Genomic DNA, 18,418 nt, shown 5'->3' with positions numbered 1-18,418 from the left:
TTGCAGGGGCGGCATTCTAGCGGCTGCCTGCCGGTCGTTGAAACGCCACTGTCATCGATGGCGGTCACCCTGCTGGGCTTTCCAGCCTCGGGGTGGTTGGCCGGCCGTGAACAGCGTGAGGATCTGGGAGAAGAGCTACGAACTGCGGCGCCGGCTGCTGCGTGGCTTCTTCCTGCGTCGCGGTTCAGCCAGCGAAGATGCCGAAGACCTGGCGCAGGAGGTCTATCTGCGGCTGCTGCGCAGCACCGGCGAGGATGCCGACGCGGTCCAGAACCCGGAAGCCTACCTGTTCACCGTGGCGGCCAACCTGGCGCGCGAGCACGCCCGCGTGCGGTCGTCGCTGCCGCCGCTGGAAGACATCGATCTGCTGGCCGAAGTGCTGAAAAGCGAAGAAGACATCGAGCGCGAATTCGAGCGTGCGCAGCGCTGGAACGATATCCGCAGCACCATCGCGCGGTTGCCGGCGACCACGCGCCGGGTGATGGAGCTGCACTACCGCGACGGGCTGGACTGCCCGGGAATCAGCCAGCAGCTGCAGGTGTCGGTGCACATGGTGCGCAAGCATATCGGCAAGGGGCTTGACGCCTGCAGGAAGGCGCTGGGCGCCAGGGAGCTCACATGAATCGGTATCCATCACGCAGGCCTGACGACGAGGTCGCACGTGAGGCGGCGCACTGGTTCCTGTGCAATCGCGAGGGGGTGCTGGACAAGGCCGGGCGTGTCGCGTTCCTGGACTGGATGAAGCGCTCGCCCGAGCATGTTCGCGCCTACATGCGCGCGCTCGCGTTGCACCGGCAGGTGGGCGAGGCGCTGCAATCGCCGTTGGCTGATGAGGCGCTGGTGCCACCGCGGCAGGTCGCCGCCAAGGTGGTGCCGCTGTTCGGTCGTGCGCACGCGCCGCCCCGCGCCGTGCTGCGTCGCGGTCGCGTGCGCTGGTGGATGGTCTCTGCCGCGGCCTGTGTTGCCCTGATCGGCGTGGGCCTGGTTTCGCAGGTGATGCCCACCCAGCAGCTCTACAGTGCCGGGCATGGTGAACTCCGCGACCTGGTGCTGCCCGACCAGACCCAGGTGCGGCTCAACGCGGACAGCCGACTGCGGGTACGCATGGGCTGGTTCAGCCGAAAGGTGGAGCTGCTGCAGGGGGAGGCCACGTTCGACATCGCCCGCGACCGTCGTCCGTTCGAGGTGGAAGTGAACGGCCTGGAGATCCGGGATATCGGCACGGTGTTCGATGTATCGCGACGGCTGCAGAGCACCCGCATCGGCGTGGTCTCCGGCGAGGTCGAGGTCTGGAGCCAGGGCGCGGGTGCACGCCGCCTGGCCCAGCTGGAGCAGGGCCGGGTGGTGCAGGTCGATGCGCGAAGCCATGCCGTCGAGTCAGTGGACATGCCGCTGTCGATGCTGCTGGATTGGCAGCAGCGCAAAGTGTCCTTCCTCGATGAGCGGCTGGACGAGGTAGCAGCTGCCTTCAACCGGCACAACCTGGTGCAGGTGCGCGTGCTGGACGAAGGCGCGGCATCGGCACGGTTGTCCGGCAGCCTCGATGCGCATCGCATCGGTGCGCTGCAGGCCTTCCTCGAACGCGACCCACGCTTCGTGGTGAGGCGCGAAGGCGACACAGTGCGGGTCGGCAGTCGCTGAGGCCCGCGCGGTGGTGGGCTGTCAGAAAAAATTCATCGAATCCGCGTTCTCCACTTCGGTGGATGCGGGCTCTTACTTGGAAGAAGCCGCTGCCGAGCCACGCAGCGGCGCCTGCTGCCTTCTCTCTTCCAAGGACCCGTGATGCGCAACACGCTCTACCTGTCGATCATCCTCGCCCTGTCTCCCTGCAGCGTGCCAATGGCGGCCGCGGCCGCTGCCGATGGCCTTGAAGCCCGCGTGTCGGCGCCGATCGCGGCGCAACCGCTGGCCCGTGCACTTGAGCAGTTGTCGCGCAGTTCCGGCGTGCAGTTCCTGTACTCGGGTAGCGGTGAAGCGCACATGGCCGGGGCTGTGCCACGTGGCGCCACCGTCAAGCAGGCGTTGGACGCACTGCTGGCGGGTACCGGCCTGGGCTACACCGTGGTGGATGGCAATGTCATCGCCATCGATCCGGCACCCGCACGCAACGCGCCGAAGCCAGCCGCGCCGATGCCGCGCGAGGCCGGAGCGGTGGTGGCGCCGACCCTGGACACGGTGAAGGTGATTGCCGCGCACGAGGTGATCGACCAGAAGAAGTCGTCGCCGGTGATCAAGGATTCGGTGGTCTACGACGAGATGGACAGCTACGGCGACGAGACCCTGGCCGAGAGCCTGATGGCCGCTCCAGGCCTGAGTGCGGTGGAGGATGCTGGTGAGCCACGTTACGTGACGGTACGCGGCGTGCAGGCCAACCTCAACTACACCACCATCGATGGCATCGCGATTGCCAGCGTGGGTGGCAGTGGCTCCGGGGAGCGCATGAACAACCTGCAGCTGATTCCCAGCGACATCGGCACCCGTACCGACATCTACAAGAGCTTCAGCGCGGAGCAGGCACCGGATGCGATCGGCGGTGTGATCGACATCATCAGCCGCAGTGCCTTCGACCGGTCGGGCAGGTACGTGTTTGCCGACGTGGCAGGCATCTATTCCACAGCCGAGACCAACGTCGAGCGCAGCGCTGGCGGCAACCACGAGACCCTGGGCCATTTCGGCAAGAGCGCCAAGATGGTGTTCTCCAACCAGTTCGGCGCCGACCAGGAGTTCGGCATCGTTGCGGTGGCACGCTATGAGCAGCGTTCACGCAACAGCGTCAAGCGCTGGGTGGAGTCGAACTACTACTACAACGACGCTGGAAAATACCTCACCGACGGCACCACGGGTCCGGACGAGGCCAAGGGCTGGAACGGCCTGCGTGCGCCTGGCAACTTCAGCACCGGCACCTATACCAACTTCATCACCAACTTCGGTGGCTCCGCCAAGCTTGAGTGGAAGCCCTCGGATGATCCGTTCTACGCATCGCTGTTGCTGTACTCGTACCGGTTCTACGAGAACTCGACGATGAACAAGACGGATCTGTATGGAAACGCCAAGTTTCCGATCCGCAACCAGACCGAGGACAGCGGCACCACGCAGATCAACAGCATCTACATCAAGAACCGCCACGACCGCTGGGACCGCAGCAACCGTGGCGCCATCGCCAGCTTCAACTGGGACGTCGGCGACCGTTCGCGCCTGACCCTGCGTGGTGGCCACACCGAAGAGACCTTCCACAACAACCAGGTCTACTGGGGTGTGCGCGCCTATCCAAGCAATCTGTTCGTCGACTACGAGAATGACAGTCACGGGTTCCCAAACGCGGTAGCGGTTTCTGATTCCAGCCTGTTGACCAGCTCCGCGTTCAAACTCAATCCGGCGCAGGCCTATGTCTCCCCGCGCGATGCCAAGGAGAGCATCGACAACCTGCGCGCGGACTTCAGCTACAACATCGACGCCGATGCGCGTGGCTTCGGCCTGGCCACCGGTGCCGAGTACCGCCACCTGAAGATCTGGCAGGACATCGACTTCGACTACTTCAGGAGCAGTGCCACGCTCAACGATTACCTGTATCCGGGTTCGACGCTGCTGGGCAGCGTGCCGGGCTTCCCGCTGATCGACAACCGCAAGTGGAACGAGGAACTGCTGCCGAAGCTGGGCAACAACAATGCGGCGTATCCGAATGCCAACTTCACCAGCGACTACAAGTACGTGGAGGACATCACCAATGCCTATGTGTCCGCTCACTACGCCTGGGACCGGCTGCTGCTGATCGGCGGCCTGCGTTACGACCACACCCGCTTCGATGCCTACAGCCCGTTCAGCGATGATGGCGGCAGTACGTATACCTCCGCCTTCCGCAACACGAGCGGTGGCTACAACAACCTGCTGCCTTCGTTGAATGCGACGTTCAAGCTGAGCGAGGACCAGCGCCTGCGCTTCTCCGCCAGCCGTACGCTGGGCCGGCCGACGCCGAGCAACATCGCCCAGGCCACCAGCACCAGCTGTGGCGATGACGAGGAGGGCAGGGGCTTCTGCACCATCAAGCAGGGCAATGCCAACCTGCAGCCGCGCCGTTCCACCAACATCGACCTGGCGTGGGACCTGTATTTCAACGGCAACAATGGCCTGGTCTCGGTGGCGCTGTTCGACAAGGTGATCAAGGACGATATCTACACCCTGACCACGTTCGAGAACGTGGGGGACACCCGCTACCGGGTCACCCAGCCGATGAACACCGACGAGTCGAAGCTGCGTGGCGTTGAGTTCGCGGTGGCCAATCGCAATCTGCAGTGGGGCCGCCAGCGCTTCGACATGTACTTCAATGCAACCCGGCTGGAAGGCCAGACCAACTACCGCATCAGCGACGGCACCGAGCGTCGCCTGGATCGCCTGCTGTACCAGCCGGACTGGTCGCTCAATGGTTCGGTGATCTGGCGCATGCCATGGAGGAGCGCCCAGCTGCGCCTGTCCGGAACCTACCGCAGCCGGATGCTGGTCGACTTCGGTGACACCGAATGGCTGGATTCGTACTACGACCCATACCTGACGTTCAACATGGCTTTCAGCCACAAGGTCGGCAAGCACGTGACGCTGAAGTACGAGGCCAAGAACCTGTTCAACACCCAGCCAACCTACAGCACCGGTCCGAACGGGCGTTTCCGAACCGAGATCGACGACTACGGCCGCTTCTTCTACTTCCACATCATCTACAACTGAGGGCACAGCCGTGGATACGATCAATCGCAGGCGATTCCTGGCGCTGGCCGGCCTGTCCGCTGCCGGTGCCTGGATGGGCACGGCACATGCGCTGGCCGCGCGGGCCGATGCCACCGCGCTGAACCCGCGCAACCTGCTGGCCAAGCCGCGCTTTGCCAGCACACCTTTCACCCTGGGCGTGGCCTCGGGGGATCCCTCGGCCGATGGCATGGTGCTGTGGACGCGCCTGGCGACCGAGCCGCTGGTGTTCGGCAGTGGCATGCCGGCCCGGCCGATGCTGGTCGATTGGCAGCTGGCAGCGGACGAAGGCATGCGCAAGGTAGTGCGCCAGGGTTCGGCGATGGCGCATCCCGAACTCGGTCACGCCGTGCATGTGGAGCTGGACGGGTTGGCGCCCGGAAGGCCCTACTGGTACCGCTTCACCGTGGGTGGCCATGCCAGTGCGGTCGGTTGCACCCGCACGCTGCCGGCAGCCACGGCAGCGGTGGATCGCGTGCGCTTTGCGGTGGCAGGTTGCCAGCACTACGAAGAAGGCCACTACACCGCGTGGCGGCGCATCGCCGAGGAACCGCTCGACTTCGTCTTCCACTACGGCGATTACATCTACGAAGGCGAAAGCCAGCCGGGCCTGCGGAAGATGAACGGCCAGCCGTTCACCAACCTGCGCAACCACGTCGGCCCGCAGATCTATACGCTGGATGATTACCGCCGCCGCTACGCCCAGTACAAGAGCGATGCCGACCTGCAGGCCGCTCATGCATCGGCTCCCTGGTTTGTCACCTTTGACGACCATGAAGTGGACAACAACTGGGCCGGCGCCGAAGACCAGGACGATACGCCCAGCGAAGTGTTCCTGCTGCGGCGCGCGCAGGCGTTCCAGGCCTACTACGAGAACATGCCGCTGCGCCGTTCGGCGTTCCCGCGCGACGGCCACATGCAGATGTACCGGCGCGCACGCTACGGCACGCTGATGGACCTGCACCTGCTCGACACCCGCCAGTACCGCAGCAAGCAGGTGAACATGACGCTGCGCGAGGAGGTGGAATCGCCGGAGCGCAGCATTGTGGGGGCGAAGCAGGAACGCTGGCTGTTCGACGGCCTGTCCGATGCTGCACCGCGCTGGCATACCATCGCCCACCAGGTGGCGCTGGGCAATTACATGCGCGAGAAGGACGGGGTAGTGCAGTCGTCCGATGACCAGTGGTCGGGCTACCTGGACAGCCGCCGGCGCTTGCTTGAGCACATCCAGAAGGTGGGCTTCGGCAACGTGGTGACCGCCTGCGGCGACGCGCATCGCCACTATGCCAGCGATCTGGTGCAGGACCACCGTGACTCGGGCGTGATCTCCAGCGAGTTCCTCGCCACGTCGATCACCTCTGGCGCCGATGGTCAGGGTGTGGATGCGTATGCCAGGAACCAATTAGCGCACAGCCCCTATCTGAGGGCGACCACCGACAAGCGTGGCTACGTGCTGTGTGATGTCACCCGCGATGCGTGGATCGGCGACATGAAGACGCTGGACTCCGTGATGCAGCCGAATGGCGTGCTGCAGAGCTGGAAACGCTATGCGGTGGAGCACGGCCGGCCGGGGCTGCAGGAGGCCTGAATCTGCCGATCTGCCGCGTAGAGCCGAGCCCATGCTCGGCTGCTTTGTCGGGGCAATGCGACCAGGGCGAGAAGCAGCCGAGCGTGGGCTCGGCTCTACAGAGGGCTCCTCAATCGTGCTCGAACCGCAAGGGCTCGCTGCCCATTGCCGGGTCACTGGTGCCGGGGCGCCCATCCTCGGCGCGGCCGGCCAGTCGCAGTGCACTGTCGCCCGTACCGATGCGCAGGTCGTACCACCCTGCGGTGGGCGCCGCGTCCCATGCCACCGTGGCCTCAGCATGCGCCGGCAGCGCCAGCGCCTGCTCAGGCATGTGCCCGGCATAGGCACCGGCCTGCACCCGCACATTCTGCGCGCTGTTGTGCAGATTGCGCAGGTGCAGCCGCAGCTGGCCGTCCGCGCGCTCGATTGAAGCCTGCACGGCAGGAGCCTTGAACGCACCTTGGAAGTGGCGGTGGAAACCGTTCGGACCAAGCAGCCAAAGGTCATAGCGGCCCTGGGCGTCCAACGGCCAGCGCTCGCGCAGCGGCGTACCTGGAAGCAGCGTGTAGCGGCGTGGTACCGCATCCAGCCGCAGCCGATCGTAGACATGCAGCACGGCCGCCGCGCCTTCGCAGGACAGCGTCAGATCCACACCCAAGGCATCGACTGCGGCAATCGATGCCTGCGGACGATAGGGCAGGGCGCGCGCCGGGCGTACACCGCTTTCCTGTTTCGCTGGTTTCAGCCCCTCTGGCAGCGTGGGCACGGTGCGTCCCGGCAAGGCAGCGGCGCGTGCGGCAACCGCACTTACGTCGGGCAGGCCGCGGACGAACGGGCGGGTATCACGCTGGGCAAAGTCGAACGCAGTGCTGAGGTCGCCGCAGACCGCGCGGCGCCACGGCGAGATGTCCGGTGCGGCCACGCCAAAGCGGCGCTCGATCAGCCGTATGACCGAGGTGTGGTCGTACACCTGCGAATCGACCCAGCCACCGCGACTCCACGGCGAGATCACGTACAGGGGCACGCGCGGTCCCAGACCGTACGGGCGCCCGCGCAGTTCGGCGAGATCGTACTTTTCGTCACCCGGTGCCGGGTGCCGGTGGTACTCGCCTTCGGTGCTGACCGAGGACACACCCGCCCAGCCACCGTCCACCGGCGAAGGCGGGGCAGGGGGCGGCATGTGGTCGAAGAAGCCATCGTTCTCGTCGAACATCAGCAGCAGGGCGGTACGGCTCCACACTTCCGGATCGGCGGTCAGCGCATCCAGCACGCGTGCGGTATAGGCCGCGCCCTGTGCCGGGCTGGACGGGCCGGGATGTTCGCTGCCGGCCGCGTCGGCGATGATGAAGCTGACCTGCGGCAGGCGCCCGTTAATGACGTCCTGGCGCAGCTGCGCCAGGCCCCGCGTGCTGACCCCGCGCGCGCGCAGCTGCGGGTCATGCCCCGGTGCCGCGCGGTGGGCCTGGCGGAAGGCCTCGAAGCCCGCCAGCGGGTTGTCGGTGAAGTTGTCGGCCATGTCCTGGTAGATCTGCCAGGACACGCCGGCCCTCTGCAGGCGCTCGACATAGCTGGTCCAGCGGTACGACGCCGGGTACCCGCCCTGTTCGGGAAAGTTGTCGTGCGAATTGGCGATCACCGGGCCGCCGGCACGCGCATGCCCATCGTTGTGGCCGGTCCACAGGAACACCCGGTTCGGGTTGGTGCCGGCCTGCATTGCGCAGTGGTAGGCATCGCAGATCGTGAAGGCATCGGCCAGGGCGAACTGGAACGGCAGGTCGCTGCGCTGGAAGTAGCCCATCGAGTGGTTCTGCTTGGCCTTCGGCCATTGCCCCATGCGCCCGTGGTCCCACGCCCGATGGGCATCGGGCCAGGTATGCGGCGTGCCTTCCACCCGCATGTAGCCGAAGTGCGCGGCGGTATCCAGCGGGAACGGCGCGATCGCGCGCTCGCCGCTGGCATCGGGCTGCAGCCACAGGCTGCGGACGCGGCCACCTGCTTGCAGCGCGGCGGCCGGGGCGACGAACCGATCACCGAAGCCACGTACGCCCGGCAGCGTGCCGAAGTAGTGGTCGAACGAACGGTTCTCCTGCATGAACACCACGATGTGCTGCAGGTCTTCCAGGCTGCGCGTCTGCGCGGCGGGGGCGATCGCGGCGGCCCGGGCGATGCTGGGCAGCAGTGGAGAGAGGCCGGCGGCAACGCCGGCCTGCAACAACCGGCGTCGGCCGATATCGGTCACGGGCTCACTCACAGGTCCACGCGGAAAGAGATGCCGACGGTGCGCGGAGCGCCGATGAAGGCGTTGTCGCGCCCGTCCACCCCTGCAAGATACCGCTTATTGGTGAGGTTGCTCACCACCAGGTTGGCGCCCATGCCCTTCAGGCGCGGCGACAGGCCCTGCAGGTCGAAGCCGATGTTGGCGTTGAGCACGGTCGCCGACGGCAGCTTGTTGACGTTGGCGGCGTCGAGATAGCGCGTGCCCAGGTAACGGCCGGACAGGCCGAAGTTCCAGTTCTCACCCTGCCAGTCCGCCGACAGGACGAGGGTCTGTTCGGGCTGGCCGATCACCTTGGCGCCATCGACGATGCCCAGCTGGGTATCGCGCGCGGCATCGCCGCTGCCGAGGTACCTGGAGCGGTTGTAGGTATAGGCGGCGTTGAGGCGCCAGCCGTTGTCCCAGCCGTAGCCGAACGCGGCTTCCAGCCCGTTGCTCTCCACGCCGCCGAAGTTCTCATAGACGCCGTCGGTCTCGCCGAGATAGTCGATGCCGCTGACGAAACCTGCCGGCAGGTAGACGATGCGATTGTCGAACTTGATGTTGTACAGGGTCACCGAGGCGGTCAGCGGCCAGCGGCTGATGCGCATGCCCACTTCAATGTTGTCGGCGGTCTCCGGCTCGACGTTGCGGAAGCGCTGCGGGTCGGTCTCGCCGAGCACGCCGGAAGGAATCGCGGCAAAGTTCTGCGAGAAGCCGGCGAACAGCTCCATGCCTTCCACGCCCGGTGCCCAGGTCAAGCCGGTGGACAGCAGCGGGTCGGACCTGGAATCGGATTTGACGTGTTCGCTGGCACCGATCACGCGGCGGCGCGACTGGTCGACGAAGAACTGCTTCACGCCCAGGCGTGCGCTGAACGGCCCGAATCGCGCCACGTCCTCGACGTAGTACATCTGCTCGTCAACCTTGTACTTGTCCTCGAACTGTACCCAGTACGGCTGGTGGTCGAAGGCGATGTCCTGGCCGACGTTGAGCAGGCGATGCCAGTCGCGGCGCGCCGAACGGTCCAGCTTCTCCACCCACAGACCGCCACGGATCGTGTTGTCGACCGTGCCGAAGGTCTGCCGCCACTCGACGTCGGCGGTCACGCCCATGCGGTCGTTGTCGTAGTGCGTGTGGCGATACGACTGCGCGCCCAGCACGTTGCCGGCGTAGCAGTTCGGATCGTATTCGGCGGTGAAGCCCAGCCGCGGCGTGCAGTTGGCCAGGCGCTGCGCGGCGCTGCCGTCGGGATTGACGAAGAAGATCTGGCCACGGTTGCTGCCGCCGTACACGGTTTTGCCACCGAGATATTCCGATTCGGGGCGGCCCGCACCCTCATCGCTGACCTGCGCCAGGTAGGGTGGAAGCCAGTCGCCACGACCTTGCATGCGGTGCCCGTAGGCGGCCACCGAGGCCTTGAAGCCGTTGCCGCCGTCGAAGGCCGCACGCAGGTAACCGAAGGTGTTCTCGCGCAGCGCACGCGAGCCCGAACGGTAGTTCTGGTCCAGGTAGGGAATGCCGGTGAGGGCACCGACCAGGTTGTCGCGATCCGGGTTGGTCGCGAAGCCCTTCGGTGAGACGCTGGTGTATTCCGGCTCGTCGGCATCGTTGTAGGACAGGTAGCCGGTCAGGGTCCAGCGATCCAGTTCGGTGATGAACTTGCCGGCGATGTGGTCGTTGCTGGTCTTGCCGCTGCCATCGATCCAGTCATGCACGCGCGCCGACGAGGCACTGACCCAGGCGCGGGTGTGGCCGCCGAGCAGGCCGGTGTCGTAGCGCACGTAGTACTTGCGCGCATCGTTGTCACCGGCGCCGACCACGAAGCGCAGACGGCTGTCCTGCAGCGGGTCGCTGGTAAGGAAGTTGAGCGTGCCGCCCAGGGCCTCGTTCGAGCGCGAGGAGATATCGGCAGTGCCCTGGCTGACTTCCACCGTTTCCAGGTCGAGGGTGTCGATGTAGCGGTTGGCCAGCGAGCCGCCGCCGTAACCCGAACCGCCGTTGGGGAGGCCGTCGATGGTAGTGCCGATCTGCTGTGTGTCGCGGTTGGTGACAAAGCCACGCATGCTGATCTGCGTGCCCCACACCGATGAGCCGGTGGCATCGGCTTCGCTGACCACCACGCCGGGCACCTCGTTGAGTGCATCGTTGACGCTGCTCATCACGGTCTGCCGGTTCAGCGTTTCCGCGCGCACCGATGTCTTGGCGTAGCTGGTGGCCTGCCCGATCACCTGCACCTGATCGAGGGTGCGGGCATCGCTGCTGCGCGCTTCGGCCGCCTCGCCCTGCGGTGCTTCGGCCAGGGCGTCCAGTGCGGGGGCGATCAGCAGGGCCAGCAGCGAGACACGGGGAAAACGCGCAATCGTTCGCATCGAAACCGGACCTTCAGAGGGAGGAAACCCCGGAGTGTCGGCAGCGCCAATGACATCGGCATGACGTGGCAGCGCAGGAACGATGGCACTGTGGGGGCGGTCACGGCCTTCGGGTATGCTCGGCGCTTCAATGGACCTGAGGTGGTGGCGATGCAGAAGCGATCGAAGATCTGGCTGGGCGGGGCAGCCCTGGTGTTGCTGGCAGGATGCAACCTGGCGCCCTCGAATGGAGAGGTGGCACCGCCCGCGCCAGCCACGGCGGATGAGACCGCAGCAGCGGCCGCCGCCCCGGCCGGTTCAACAGCCGCCGCCGATGGCGTCGCGCTCACCGACCGTGAGGGCAAGGCTGTGCCGCTGGTGCCCTTCGACCCAGCCAGCGTGCCGCTGAGCGACGCCGCGCTGGGCGAACTACCGTTCTTCAGCCTGCCGCAGGGCTATGCGCCGCAGAACGCACCACACCCGCGGGCATGGGCCCGCTTCCCGTTCCGCATGGGCGAGGGGGTGCATTGGGTGGAAGGCCCGAGCTGGTCGGCGCGCATCGTGGCCGACAGCAACAACGCTCCGGACAAGACATTCTCCGCAATGGAAGTGCAGCGCAACTTCGATGGCGTGATCACCGCTGCCGGTGGCCGCAAGGTGTTCGAAGGCGAGCTGCTGCGCGACATCTACTACGGCCCGCAGCTGGAAGGCGAGATTGGTGGTGGCTTCATCGACGCAGTGAACGGTGAACAGGACGCGCCCACCACGGTCTATGTGCTGCGCCAGGCCGACCGCACCGTGTGGGTGCAACTGGCGGTGGACAGCAATGGCGCCGGCCTGGTGGTCGTGGATGAAGTGCCGTTCAAGGCCACCGCGCAGTGGTCGGACAGCTTCCCGCATCTGTCCTTGCCCGCCGGTTATCGTGACCGCAACAAGGCCGAGCAACGTGATTTCGATGCCTTCCCGTTCTGGACCGGTGATCGGTTCGAACAGGTCGAGGGCCGCACCTTCGCGGCTGATTTCGACAAGGGTGAGCGCGAGTACTCGATGCACGAAGTGCGCCGCAACCTTGAGGCGATGATGGCCCAGGCCAACGGCACCAGGGTATTCGAGGGACGCATCCCGCATGAGGCGGCCGAGAGCGTGCCGAAGCAGGTGCAGTCGTCCTACGGCAACGCGGCCAGCTACAGCTGGGACAACCATGACACCGTGGTCTACCGCGTCGATCTGGCAGACGGCCGCCAGGTCTGGGTACACGCCCGCCTGGAATACCTCAGTGCCGGCTGGGTGGTGGCCGAACGCACGGGCTTCACCCAGACCGCGGCGCTGTTGCCGGCCGATGCGCTGAAGAAGAAGCTGGACAGCGACGGCCGCGTGGCGATCCAGGTCAACTTCGCCACGGACAAGGCGCAGATCCTGCCGGCCTCCGAACCGCAGCTGGCGCAGGTGCTCGAGCTGCTGCGGGCTGATCCGGCGTTGAAGCTGTCGATCGAAGGCCACACCGACAACAGTGGTGCCGCAGCACGTAACCGCAGCCTGTCGGAGGATCGCGCGGCCTCGGTGGTGGCCGCGCTTACCGCAAAGGGCATCGCCGCCGACCGCCTGCAGGCGGCCGGATTCGGCGCCGACAGGCCGGTGACTGACAACGGCAGCGAAGAAGGCAAGGCACGCAACCGGCGGGTCGAGCTGGTCAAGCGCTGACCCACGGGGTGCTCAGTACCGCGCGTCCTTGGGTTTCGGGTCGCGCGGCCAGTCCTTGCTCTTGTTGGCGAAGTCCGGCCGCGGCTGGTTGATGAAGTAGCTGGCGATGTCCACCGCATCCTGGTCGGGCATCACCTGCTGCCCCAGTGGGGGCTCGCGGGTCACCGCCGGCGGCATGTTGTGCTTGACGAAGCCGGCGGCCTTGTACAGGCGCGCCATGCCGGCGCCGATGTTGAAACTGTGGTCGCCCCACAGCGGCGGGAAGGCGATGTCACCGCTGGCGTCGCGCCGTCCTTCGCCGTTGTCGCCATGGCACGCGGCGCACTGCACGGCGTACAGTGCCTGGCCGCGGATCGGGTCCGGGGCCAGCGTGCTGTCGATGGGCCCCTCACTGGGGGCGGACACCTTTGCACCCTCTGGCACAGGACTGCTCAACCACGCCATGTAATCGAGCATCGCGCGCATCTGCGGCGAGTCCTTCGGCAGAGGCTTGCCGTTCATCGAACGCTGCAGGCATCCGTTGATGCGCTCGGTCAGCCCGATCACCTTGCCCGGGCGCGGCATGTAACGCGGATAGGCGCCGCCGCCGGTGTTGAAGTAGTGATTGCCGAAAGGCCGCTTGCCTTCGGCCATGTGGCACGAATTGCAGTTCAGATCGTTGCCGACATTGTCCGGCAGCAGCCGTGCAGTCTCGTTGAGGAGGCGGCGGCCGAGCATCACCGATTCGGCATTGCCGAGACCGGCGATCTCCTCGGCACTCGGCGCATGGTAGTGGCCGACCACTTTGCCCTGCGCATCGAGGATATCGATCGTGCTGGCGACGGCGGCATCCAGGTCCGGGTACAGATGACGGTAGGCCAGGGTACCGGCGCCGGTCAGCACCATGAGGGTGATCGCACTGCCGATCAGCAGGCGGGGACGCGTGCGCGAACGCTTCATTGTGCGGCCTCCTGCGGAACGTAGTGCACCGGCTTGTCGCGCACCACCCGACGCATGCGCGCCACGTCGACCTCGCTCACTGCGCTGGCCTGATTGCCCCAGCTGCTGCGGATGAAGGTCAGGATCTGTGCCAGCTGCGCGTTCGGCAGCTGCTCGAAGCCTGGCATGCTGAAGGCCATGCGGTCGTGCCGGGTATGTGGTGTGCGGCCGCCGATCAGGGTCACCTGCACCAGCGAGCTGGGGTCATCGGCGAACACGATCGAGTTGCCCGCCAGCGCCGGATAGACGCGGGCCATGCCGCGGCCGTCGGCGCGGTGGCAGGCCTGACAGTGCTCGGCATAGGCCAGCGAACCGGCCACGCGATAGTCGCCGCTGCGCAGTGCGGCGGTGGTGGTGTCGGTACCGGGGGACCACTGCGAACTGCGGCCCTCACGCGCCGGCAGCTGTTTCAGGTAGCGGGCCATGGCCAGCAGGTCCGCGTCGGACAGGTACTGCGTGCTGTGCTCGACCACGTCGGCCATGCCACCGAAGGCCGCCGATCGATCAGTGCGCCCGGTGCGCAGGAAGTCCACGATCTCACCCTCGCGCCAGCTGGCCAGGCCGGTCGATTCGCTGCGCAGGTTCTTCGCGTACCAGCCTTCCAGCACCGAACCGGACAGGAACTGGCGGCTGCCATCATCGGCCATCGCCTTTTCCTGTAACGCCAGCCCGCGTGGCGTGTGGCAGGCACCGCAATGCGCCAGGCCTTCCACCAGTTCGGCACCACGCTGCTGGCCGGCGTCCAGCGACGGATCCGGGCTGAAGCTGCGTGGGCGTGCGAACAGCAGTTGCCACCATGCCAGAGGCCAGCGCATGTTGGCGGGCCATGGAATCGTGCTGTCGGCGTTGTCCTGCTTCACCGGCTGCACCGAGCCCATGAAATAGGCGTACAGCGCCTTGATCTCGGCGTCGCGGGCAATCACGTACGAGGCGTACGGCATTGCCGGATACAACGGCTGGCCATCGTGACGGATGCCGCGACGTACCGCGCGTTCAAAGTCGGCGTAGTCGTAGGCGCCGATGCCGGTGTCCGGATCGGGGGTGATGTTGGTCGAGTAGATCGTCCCCATCGGCGTCTGCATGCCGAGGCCACCGGCGAACGGCTTGCCGCCCGGCGCGGTGTGGCAGGCCGCACAGTCGGCGGCGCGCGACAGGTACTGCCCCTGTGCGATCAGCGCCGGGTCGTGGATGTCGACCTGCGCGGCCTGCCGAGGTGCGAACCAGTAGGGCGTGCTGCGGGCGATGCCATAGGCGGCGGCCAGCGTGGCGGCCAGGGCAATGGCGAGCTTGAACGAGGTGCGCATGGGGGCACTGTGGGCAAGCATGCCGGCGTATTCATTGATCCGGATCAATGCCGAGGTCGATCGCGCCATTGTGACAACCTGAATCGATCCCGCATTGTCATCAAGCCGTCATCCACGCGCGATAGATGGCCCACGCCCGCGTCGTTAACCTGCCACGCTGTCGCATCCTTTCCCGATTGCCCATGAAGCGCCTGCTGCTGTTGCTGCTGGCGTGCGCCGGCCTGTGGCTGGCTGCATGCTCATCCTCGATCAACGCCTCGTCCACCTCGCTTGCCGACCGGCTGATCGCGCCAGGCGGCGTGTCGACCCTGCTCGATCGCCCGCGCATCGCCGCGGCCATTGCCGGGCTGCCCAACCGCCATGGCTTCGCAGCGGGTCGCGATGGCGTGCCGATCTTCTGGCGCGTGTTCGACCCCGGCGACTACGGCGCGCGGTACCACTACCTTCCGCAGCGTCATGAGAACGGCCTGCCTCTTGATACCGGCCTGAGTCTGGCCGTGCCACAGCCGTTCCGCGCGCAGGCGCCACGCGGCACCGTGGTGCTGCTGCATGGGTGGATGATGAATGGTGATTCGATGCTGCCATGGTCGCTGCAGCTGGCCGAGTCCGGCTACCGCGTGGTCACGCTCGATCTGCGCAACCATGGCCAGTCCGGTGCAGGTCCGTCCGGCTATGGCACCTATGAATCGGATGACGTCGTCGATGTCATCGGCGAGCTGCGCGCGCGCGGCGAAGTGACCGGCCCGCTGTACCTGTTCGGTGTGTCCTATGGTGCGGCCACGGCGGTGTTCACCGCCGACAAGCTGGGTGACCAGGTGGCCGGCGTGGTGGCGATGGAATCGTTCGCCAATGCCGGTGCGGCGATCCGCACGATGATCCCGCACCTGATGGGACTGCAGCCGGAGGGCCTGAAGGCGCAGGCGGTGGCGTCGTACGCACGCTGGCGCTATGGGGGCCAGGACATCAACCAGGTGATCGCCGCCGCCAGCCGCCGTATCGATGTCGATCTGGACCGCGTCGACGTCGCGCGTGCGCTGGCCGATACCCGCGCCTGCGTGCTGTTGCTGCACGGGCAGGGTGACCAGCATATTCCGGTCAGCCAGGGCCGGCAGCTTGCGCAGGCCAACCCGCGCGCGCACTACATCGAAATGCGTGGAGAGGACCACATCACCCTGCCGCTGCGGCTGGACCTGCTGGCCGGCGTGGTCGATGACTGGATGGCGCGCGACGAGCACCACCCGCAGAGCGCGTGCCCAGCCCCACAGCTGCCGGCCCAGGCCGAATGGCTGGCACACGGCTGAAAAAAGGGGACGGAGGGGATTAAGTCGTTTGCAGCACACTTGGGGCAGATGCGACTTAATCCCCTCCGTCCCCTTTTTCTGTCAGGCCACGCGTCGGGCCAGTGAGCGGGCGGAGGCGGCTACGCCCAGCAGCAGTAGGGCGACGCACAGGAAGGCAAAGCCGAGGCTGGTGGCATGTGCCACTGCGCCGATCGCCGCCGGGCCAGCGAGGATGCCGGCGTAACCCAGTGTGGTCACGGCAGTGATGGCGATGCTTTCCGGCATCACCCGCTGCTGGCCTGCCATCGAGAACAGCGCCGGCACGATGTTGGCGCAGCCCAGCCCGACCAGTACGTAGCCGGCCAGCGCCACCGGAAACGAGGGCACCAGCATGGCCAGGGTGAAGCCTGCCGCGGCCGTGATACCGCCAAAGACCAGGGTGCGGGTGCGGCCGAGGTGCTCGACGATGCCGTCACCGAACAGGCGCATTGCCGTCATCGCCAGGGTGAACAACGCGAAGCCGGCGCCGGCCTGGTCACGCGGCACCTGCCGCACTTCGGCCAGGAACACGGCGCTCCAGTCCAGCATCGAGCCCTCGGCGAGGAACACCACGAAGGCCAGTACGCCGATGAACAGCACCACGCCATGCGGCAGTGCCAGCAAGGGGCCTTCGTGCAGGATCCGTTGCGGACGCCAATGCGGCGCCGACAGCATCGCAACCAGCAGCAGCGCCACCACCGAAACCAGTGCGGCCAGCCACAGCGGCGTGCCGAGGATCAGCAGCCCGGTCATGCAGCCAGCGCCGACGAATCCACCGATGCTGTAGAAGGCGTGGAAGCCGGACATCATCGCGCGCCCGGCATCGCGCTCGACCGCCACCGCCTGCATGTTCATCGCACAATCCAGTGCACCGACGCCGGCACCGAACACGAACAGCGCCGCGCCCAGCGACACCGGCGAGGGTGCCAGCACCAGCAAGGGCAGGGCGCACAGCATCATCGCGCAGGTGATCACCATCACCCGGCGGCAACCCAACCGCCCCGTCAGTGCACCTGCCAGCGGCATCGCCAGCAGCGAGCCGAGCCCGAGGCACAGCAGCACGGCGCCGAGGCTGGCGTCGGTCAGCCCGGCCTTGGCCTTGGCGTAAGGCACCATCGGCGCCCACGCGGCGGTGGCGAATCCAGGAATGAAGAAGGCGGCACGGGTGGCGTGCTGCTGGGCACGTGGGGATGAAGGCGTCATGCGAGAGCGGGTCCGGATAAACACTGCCATGAAAGCGTTTCCAGTCGCATCGGGCAAGGGGCATTCGGGTCACCGAACGCCGAATACGATTGCGGGCCGTCCATCAGGCGCAGCGGGCCCGGCGATGCCTTTCCGCATCGCTGGGCCACGTCTTCAGGACAGGGCGTGTTTACAGCGGCAGGTCGAACACCAGCACTTCGGCGTCGTTGCCGTTTTCCAGGGTCAGCTGGGCTTCGTCACTGACCTGCAGCGCATCACCGGCTTCCAGGGTGATGCCGTTGACCTGCAGCTGGCCACGCGCCACCTGCACATAGGCGCCACGACCGTTGCCGAGGGCGTGATGCAGCTTCTGGCCGCCATCGAGAATGGTGGCGAAGATGCGGGCATCCTGGTGGATGCGCAGCGAACCCTCGGCACCGTCCGGCGAAGCGATCAGGCGCAGCTGGCCGCGCTTGCTGTCCGGCGTGAAGTGGGTCTCTTCGTAGGACGGCGCGATGTTCTCGGTGTCCGGGAAGATCCAGATCTGCAGGAAATGCACGGTCTCGTCGGCGGAGTGGTTGAACTCGCTGTGGGTGACGCCGCTGCCGGCGCTCATGCGCTGCACGTCGCCGTAGCGCAGTACCGAACCGGTGCCCATCGAGTCCTTGTGTTCCAGTGCACCGCCCAGCACGTAGGAGATGATCTCCATGTTGCTGTGGCCATGGGTGCCGAAGCCCTGGCCGCCGATCACCTTGTCTTCGTTGATCACCCGCAACGGGCCGAAGCTGACGTAACGGGGGTCGTAGTAGTTGGCGAAGGAGAAGGTGTGGCGCGAGGACAGCCAGCCATGCTCGGCCAGGCCACGGGTAGCGCTCTTGCGGATCTGCAGCATGATGGAATCTCCTTGTTCGATGGTTTCGATGGGGCGGGGTGGTCGGTGACCGCTGTGTTTTCCCGTTGGAGAGAAGTATCCGCTTGCGCCCGGGGTTTGAAAAACGGATAGTTTTGACGGCCATCATCGAAAAATT

General features: G+C 66.3%; 12 protein-coding genes. 6 read left to right on the top strand and 6 right to left on the bottom strand.

Annotated features, from left to right (window positions below):
- Positions 1 to 106 precede the first annotated feature (106 nt).
- From N5E02_RS07300 to N5E02_RS07285, 4 genes are all read left to right on the top strand, one after another.
- A complete protein-coding gene (locus tag N5E02_RS07300; RefSeq protein ID WP_095377465.1) occupies positions 107 to 622 on the top strand; it encodes a sigma-70 family RNA polymerase sigma factor in 516 nt (171 codons plus the stop codon).
- Positions 619 to 1,641 carry a FecR domain-containing protein gene (locus N5E02_RS07295; RefSeq protein WP_005416096.1) on the top strand — a complete coding sequence of 341 codons (1,023 nt, stop codon included), beginning with the start codon at positions 619 to 621 and terminating at the stop codon, positions 1,639 to 1,641. Before N5E02_RS07300 ends, N5E02_RS07295 begins: the two co-directional genes overlap by 4 nt.
- 141 nt (positions 1,642 to 1,782) lie before the next feature.
- Entirely contained in the window at positions 1,783 to 4,716 is a 2,934-nt protein-coding gene (locus tag N5E02_RS07290; protein ID WP_279946124.1) for a TonB-dependent receptor, read from the top strand.
- A 10-nt stretch (positions 4,717 to 4,726) separates the two neighbouring features.
- Positions 4,727 to 6,322 (top strand): alkaline phosphatase D family protein, encoded by a 1,596-nt coding sequence (locus tag N5E02_RS07285; RefSeq protein WP_138953697.1) that lies wholly within the window; start codon positions 4,727 to 4,729, stop codon positions 6,320 to 6,322.
- Between the two features lie 109 nt (positions 6,323 to 6,431).
- Here the strand turns inward: N5E02_RS07285 and N5E02_RS07280 are convergent, their stop codons facing one another.
- Positions 6,432 to 8,540, bottom strand: coding sequence for a phospholipase C, phosphocholine-specific (locus N5E02_RS07280; RefSeq protein WP_164230025.1), 2,109 nt, complete (start codon positions 8,538 to 8,540; stop codon positions 6,432 to 6,434).
- An 8-nt stretch (positions 8,541 to 8,548) separates the two neighbouring features.
- Positions 8,549 to 10,927 carry a TonB-dependent receptor gene (locus N5E02_RS07275; protein ID WP_279946123.1) on the bottom strand — a complete coding sequence of 793 codons (2,379 nt, stop codon included), beginning with the start codon at positions 10,925 to 10,927 and terminating at the stop codon, positions 8,549 to 8,551.
- Between the two features lie 150 nt (positions 10,928 to 11,077).
- Here N5E02_RS07275 and N5E02_RS07270 point away from each other — a divergent pair, with 150 nt between their 5' ends.
- The gene (locus N5E02_RS07270; RefSeq protein WP_279946122.1) at positions 11,078 to 12,607 is read left to right on the top strand and encodes an OmpA family protein; all 1,530 of its coding nucleotides are present in this window, start codon (positions 11,078 to 11,080) and stop codon (positions 12,605 to 12,607) included.
- Positions 12,608 to 12,619: 12 nt separating this feature from the next.
- Here N5E02_RS07270 and N5E02_RS07265 read toward each other — a convergent pair whose 3' ends face one another.
- Together N5E02_RS07265 and N5E02_RS07260 are read right to left on the bottom strand one after the other, a co-directional pair.
- Complete coding sequence (locus N5E02_RS07265; RefSeq protein ID WP_065185218.1) at positions 12,620 to 13,546, bottom strand: c-type cytochrome; 927 nt, start codon at positions 13,544 to 13,546, stop codon at positions 12,620 to 12,622.
- Entirely contained in the window at positions 13,543 to 14,889 is a 1,347-nt protein-coding gene (locus tag N5E02_RS07260) for a cytochrome c (protein WP_279946127.1), read from the bottom strand. Before N5E02_RS07260 ends, N5E02_RS07265 begins: the two co-directional genes overlap by 4 nt.
- Before the next feature lie 182 nt (positions 14,890 to 15,071).
- On the opposite strand from N5E02_RS07260, the gene N5E02_RS07255 reads away from it, so the two are divergent.
- Positions 15,072 to 16,190, top strand: coding sequence for an alpha/beta fold hydrolase (locus N5E02_RS07255; protein ID WP_005416104.1), 1,119 nt, complete (start codon positions 15,072 to 15,074; stop codon positions 16,188 to 16,190).
- 81 nt (positions 16,191 to 16,271) lie between these two features.
- Here N5E02_RS07255 and N5E02_RS07250 read toward each other — a convergent pair whose 3' ends face one another.
- Positions 16,272 to 17,411 carry an MFS transporter gene (locus N5E02_RS07250; RefSeq protein ID WP_279946121.1) on the bottom strand — a complete coding sequence of 380 codons (1,140 nt, stop codon included), beginning with the start codon at positions 17,409 to 17,411 and terminating at the stop codon, positions 16,272 to 16,274.
- A 169-nt stretch (positions 17,412 to 17,580) separates the two neighbouring features.
- Positions 17,581 to 18,282, bottom strand: a complete 702-nt coding sequence (locus tag N5E02_RS07245; RefSeq protein WP_005416106.1) for a pirin family protein — start codon at positions 18,280 to 18,282, stop codon at positions 17,581 to 17,583.
- Between the last annotated feature and the right edge of the window lie 136 nt (positions 18,283 to 18,418).

The sequence above is a fragment of the Stenotrophomonas sp. GD03777 genome (genome assembly GCF_029842485.1).
Classification (GTDB): Bacteria; Pseudomonadota; Gammaproteobacteria; order Xanthomonadales; family Xanthomonadaceae; genus Stenotrophomonas; species Stenotrophomonas sepilia.
The sequence above is the reverse complement of the archived record's forward strand: the minus strand, read 5'-3'. Positions and strand labels throughout refer to the sequence as shown.

What these genes read in the sequence shown, in the direction of transcription:
- N5E02_RS07290 (WP_279946124.1), top strand. Translation starts at nt 1,783, where the DNA reads ATGCGCAACACGCTCTACCTGTCGATCATCCTCGCCCTGTCTCCCTGC.
- N5E02_RS07270 (WP_279946122.1), top strand. Translation starts at nt 11,078, where the DNA reads ATGCAGAAGCGATCGAAGATCTGGCTGGGCGGGGCAGCCCTGGTGTTG.
- N5E02_RS07245 (WP_005416106.1), bottom strand. Translation starts at nt 18,282, where the DNA reads ATGCTGCAGATCCGCAAGAGCGCTACCCGTGGCCTGGCCGAGCATGGC.
- N5E02_RS07260 (WP_279946127.1), bottom strand. Translation starts at nt 14,889, where the DNA reads ATGCGCACCTCGTTCAAGCTCGCCATTGCCCTGGCCGCCACGCTGGCC.
- N5E02_RS07250 (WP_279946121.1), bottom strand. Translation starts at nt 17,411, where the DNA reads ATGACGCCTTCATCCCCACGTGCCCAGCAGCACGCCACCCGTGCCGCC.
- N5E02_RS07275 (WP_279946123.1), bottom strand. Translation starts at nt 10,927, where the DNA reads ATGCGAACGATTGCGCGTTTTCCCCGTGTCTCGCTGCTGGCCCTGCTG.
- N5E02_RS07295 (WP_005416096.1), top strand. Translation starts at nt 619, where the DNA reads ATGAATCGGTATCCATCACGCAGGCCTGACGACGAGGTCGCACGTGAG.
- N5E02_RS07265 (WP_065185218.1), bottom strand. Translation starts at nt 13,546, where the DNA reads ATGAAGCGTTCGCGCACGCGTCCCCGCCTGCTGATCGGCAGTGCGATC.
- N5E02_RS07255 (WP_005416104.1), top strand. Translation starts at nt 15,072, where the DNA reads ATGAAGCGCCTGCTGCTGTTGCTGCTGGCGTGCGCCGGCCTGTGGCTG.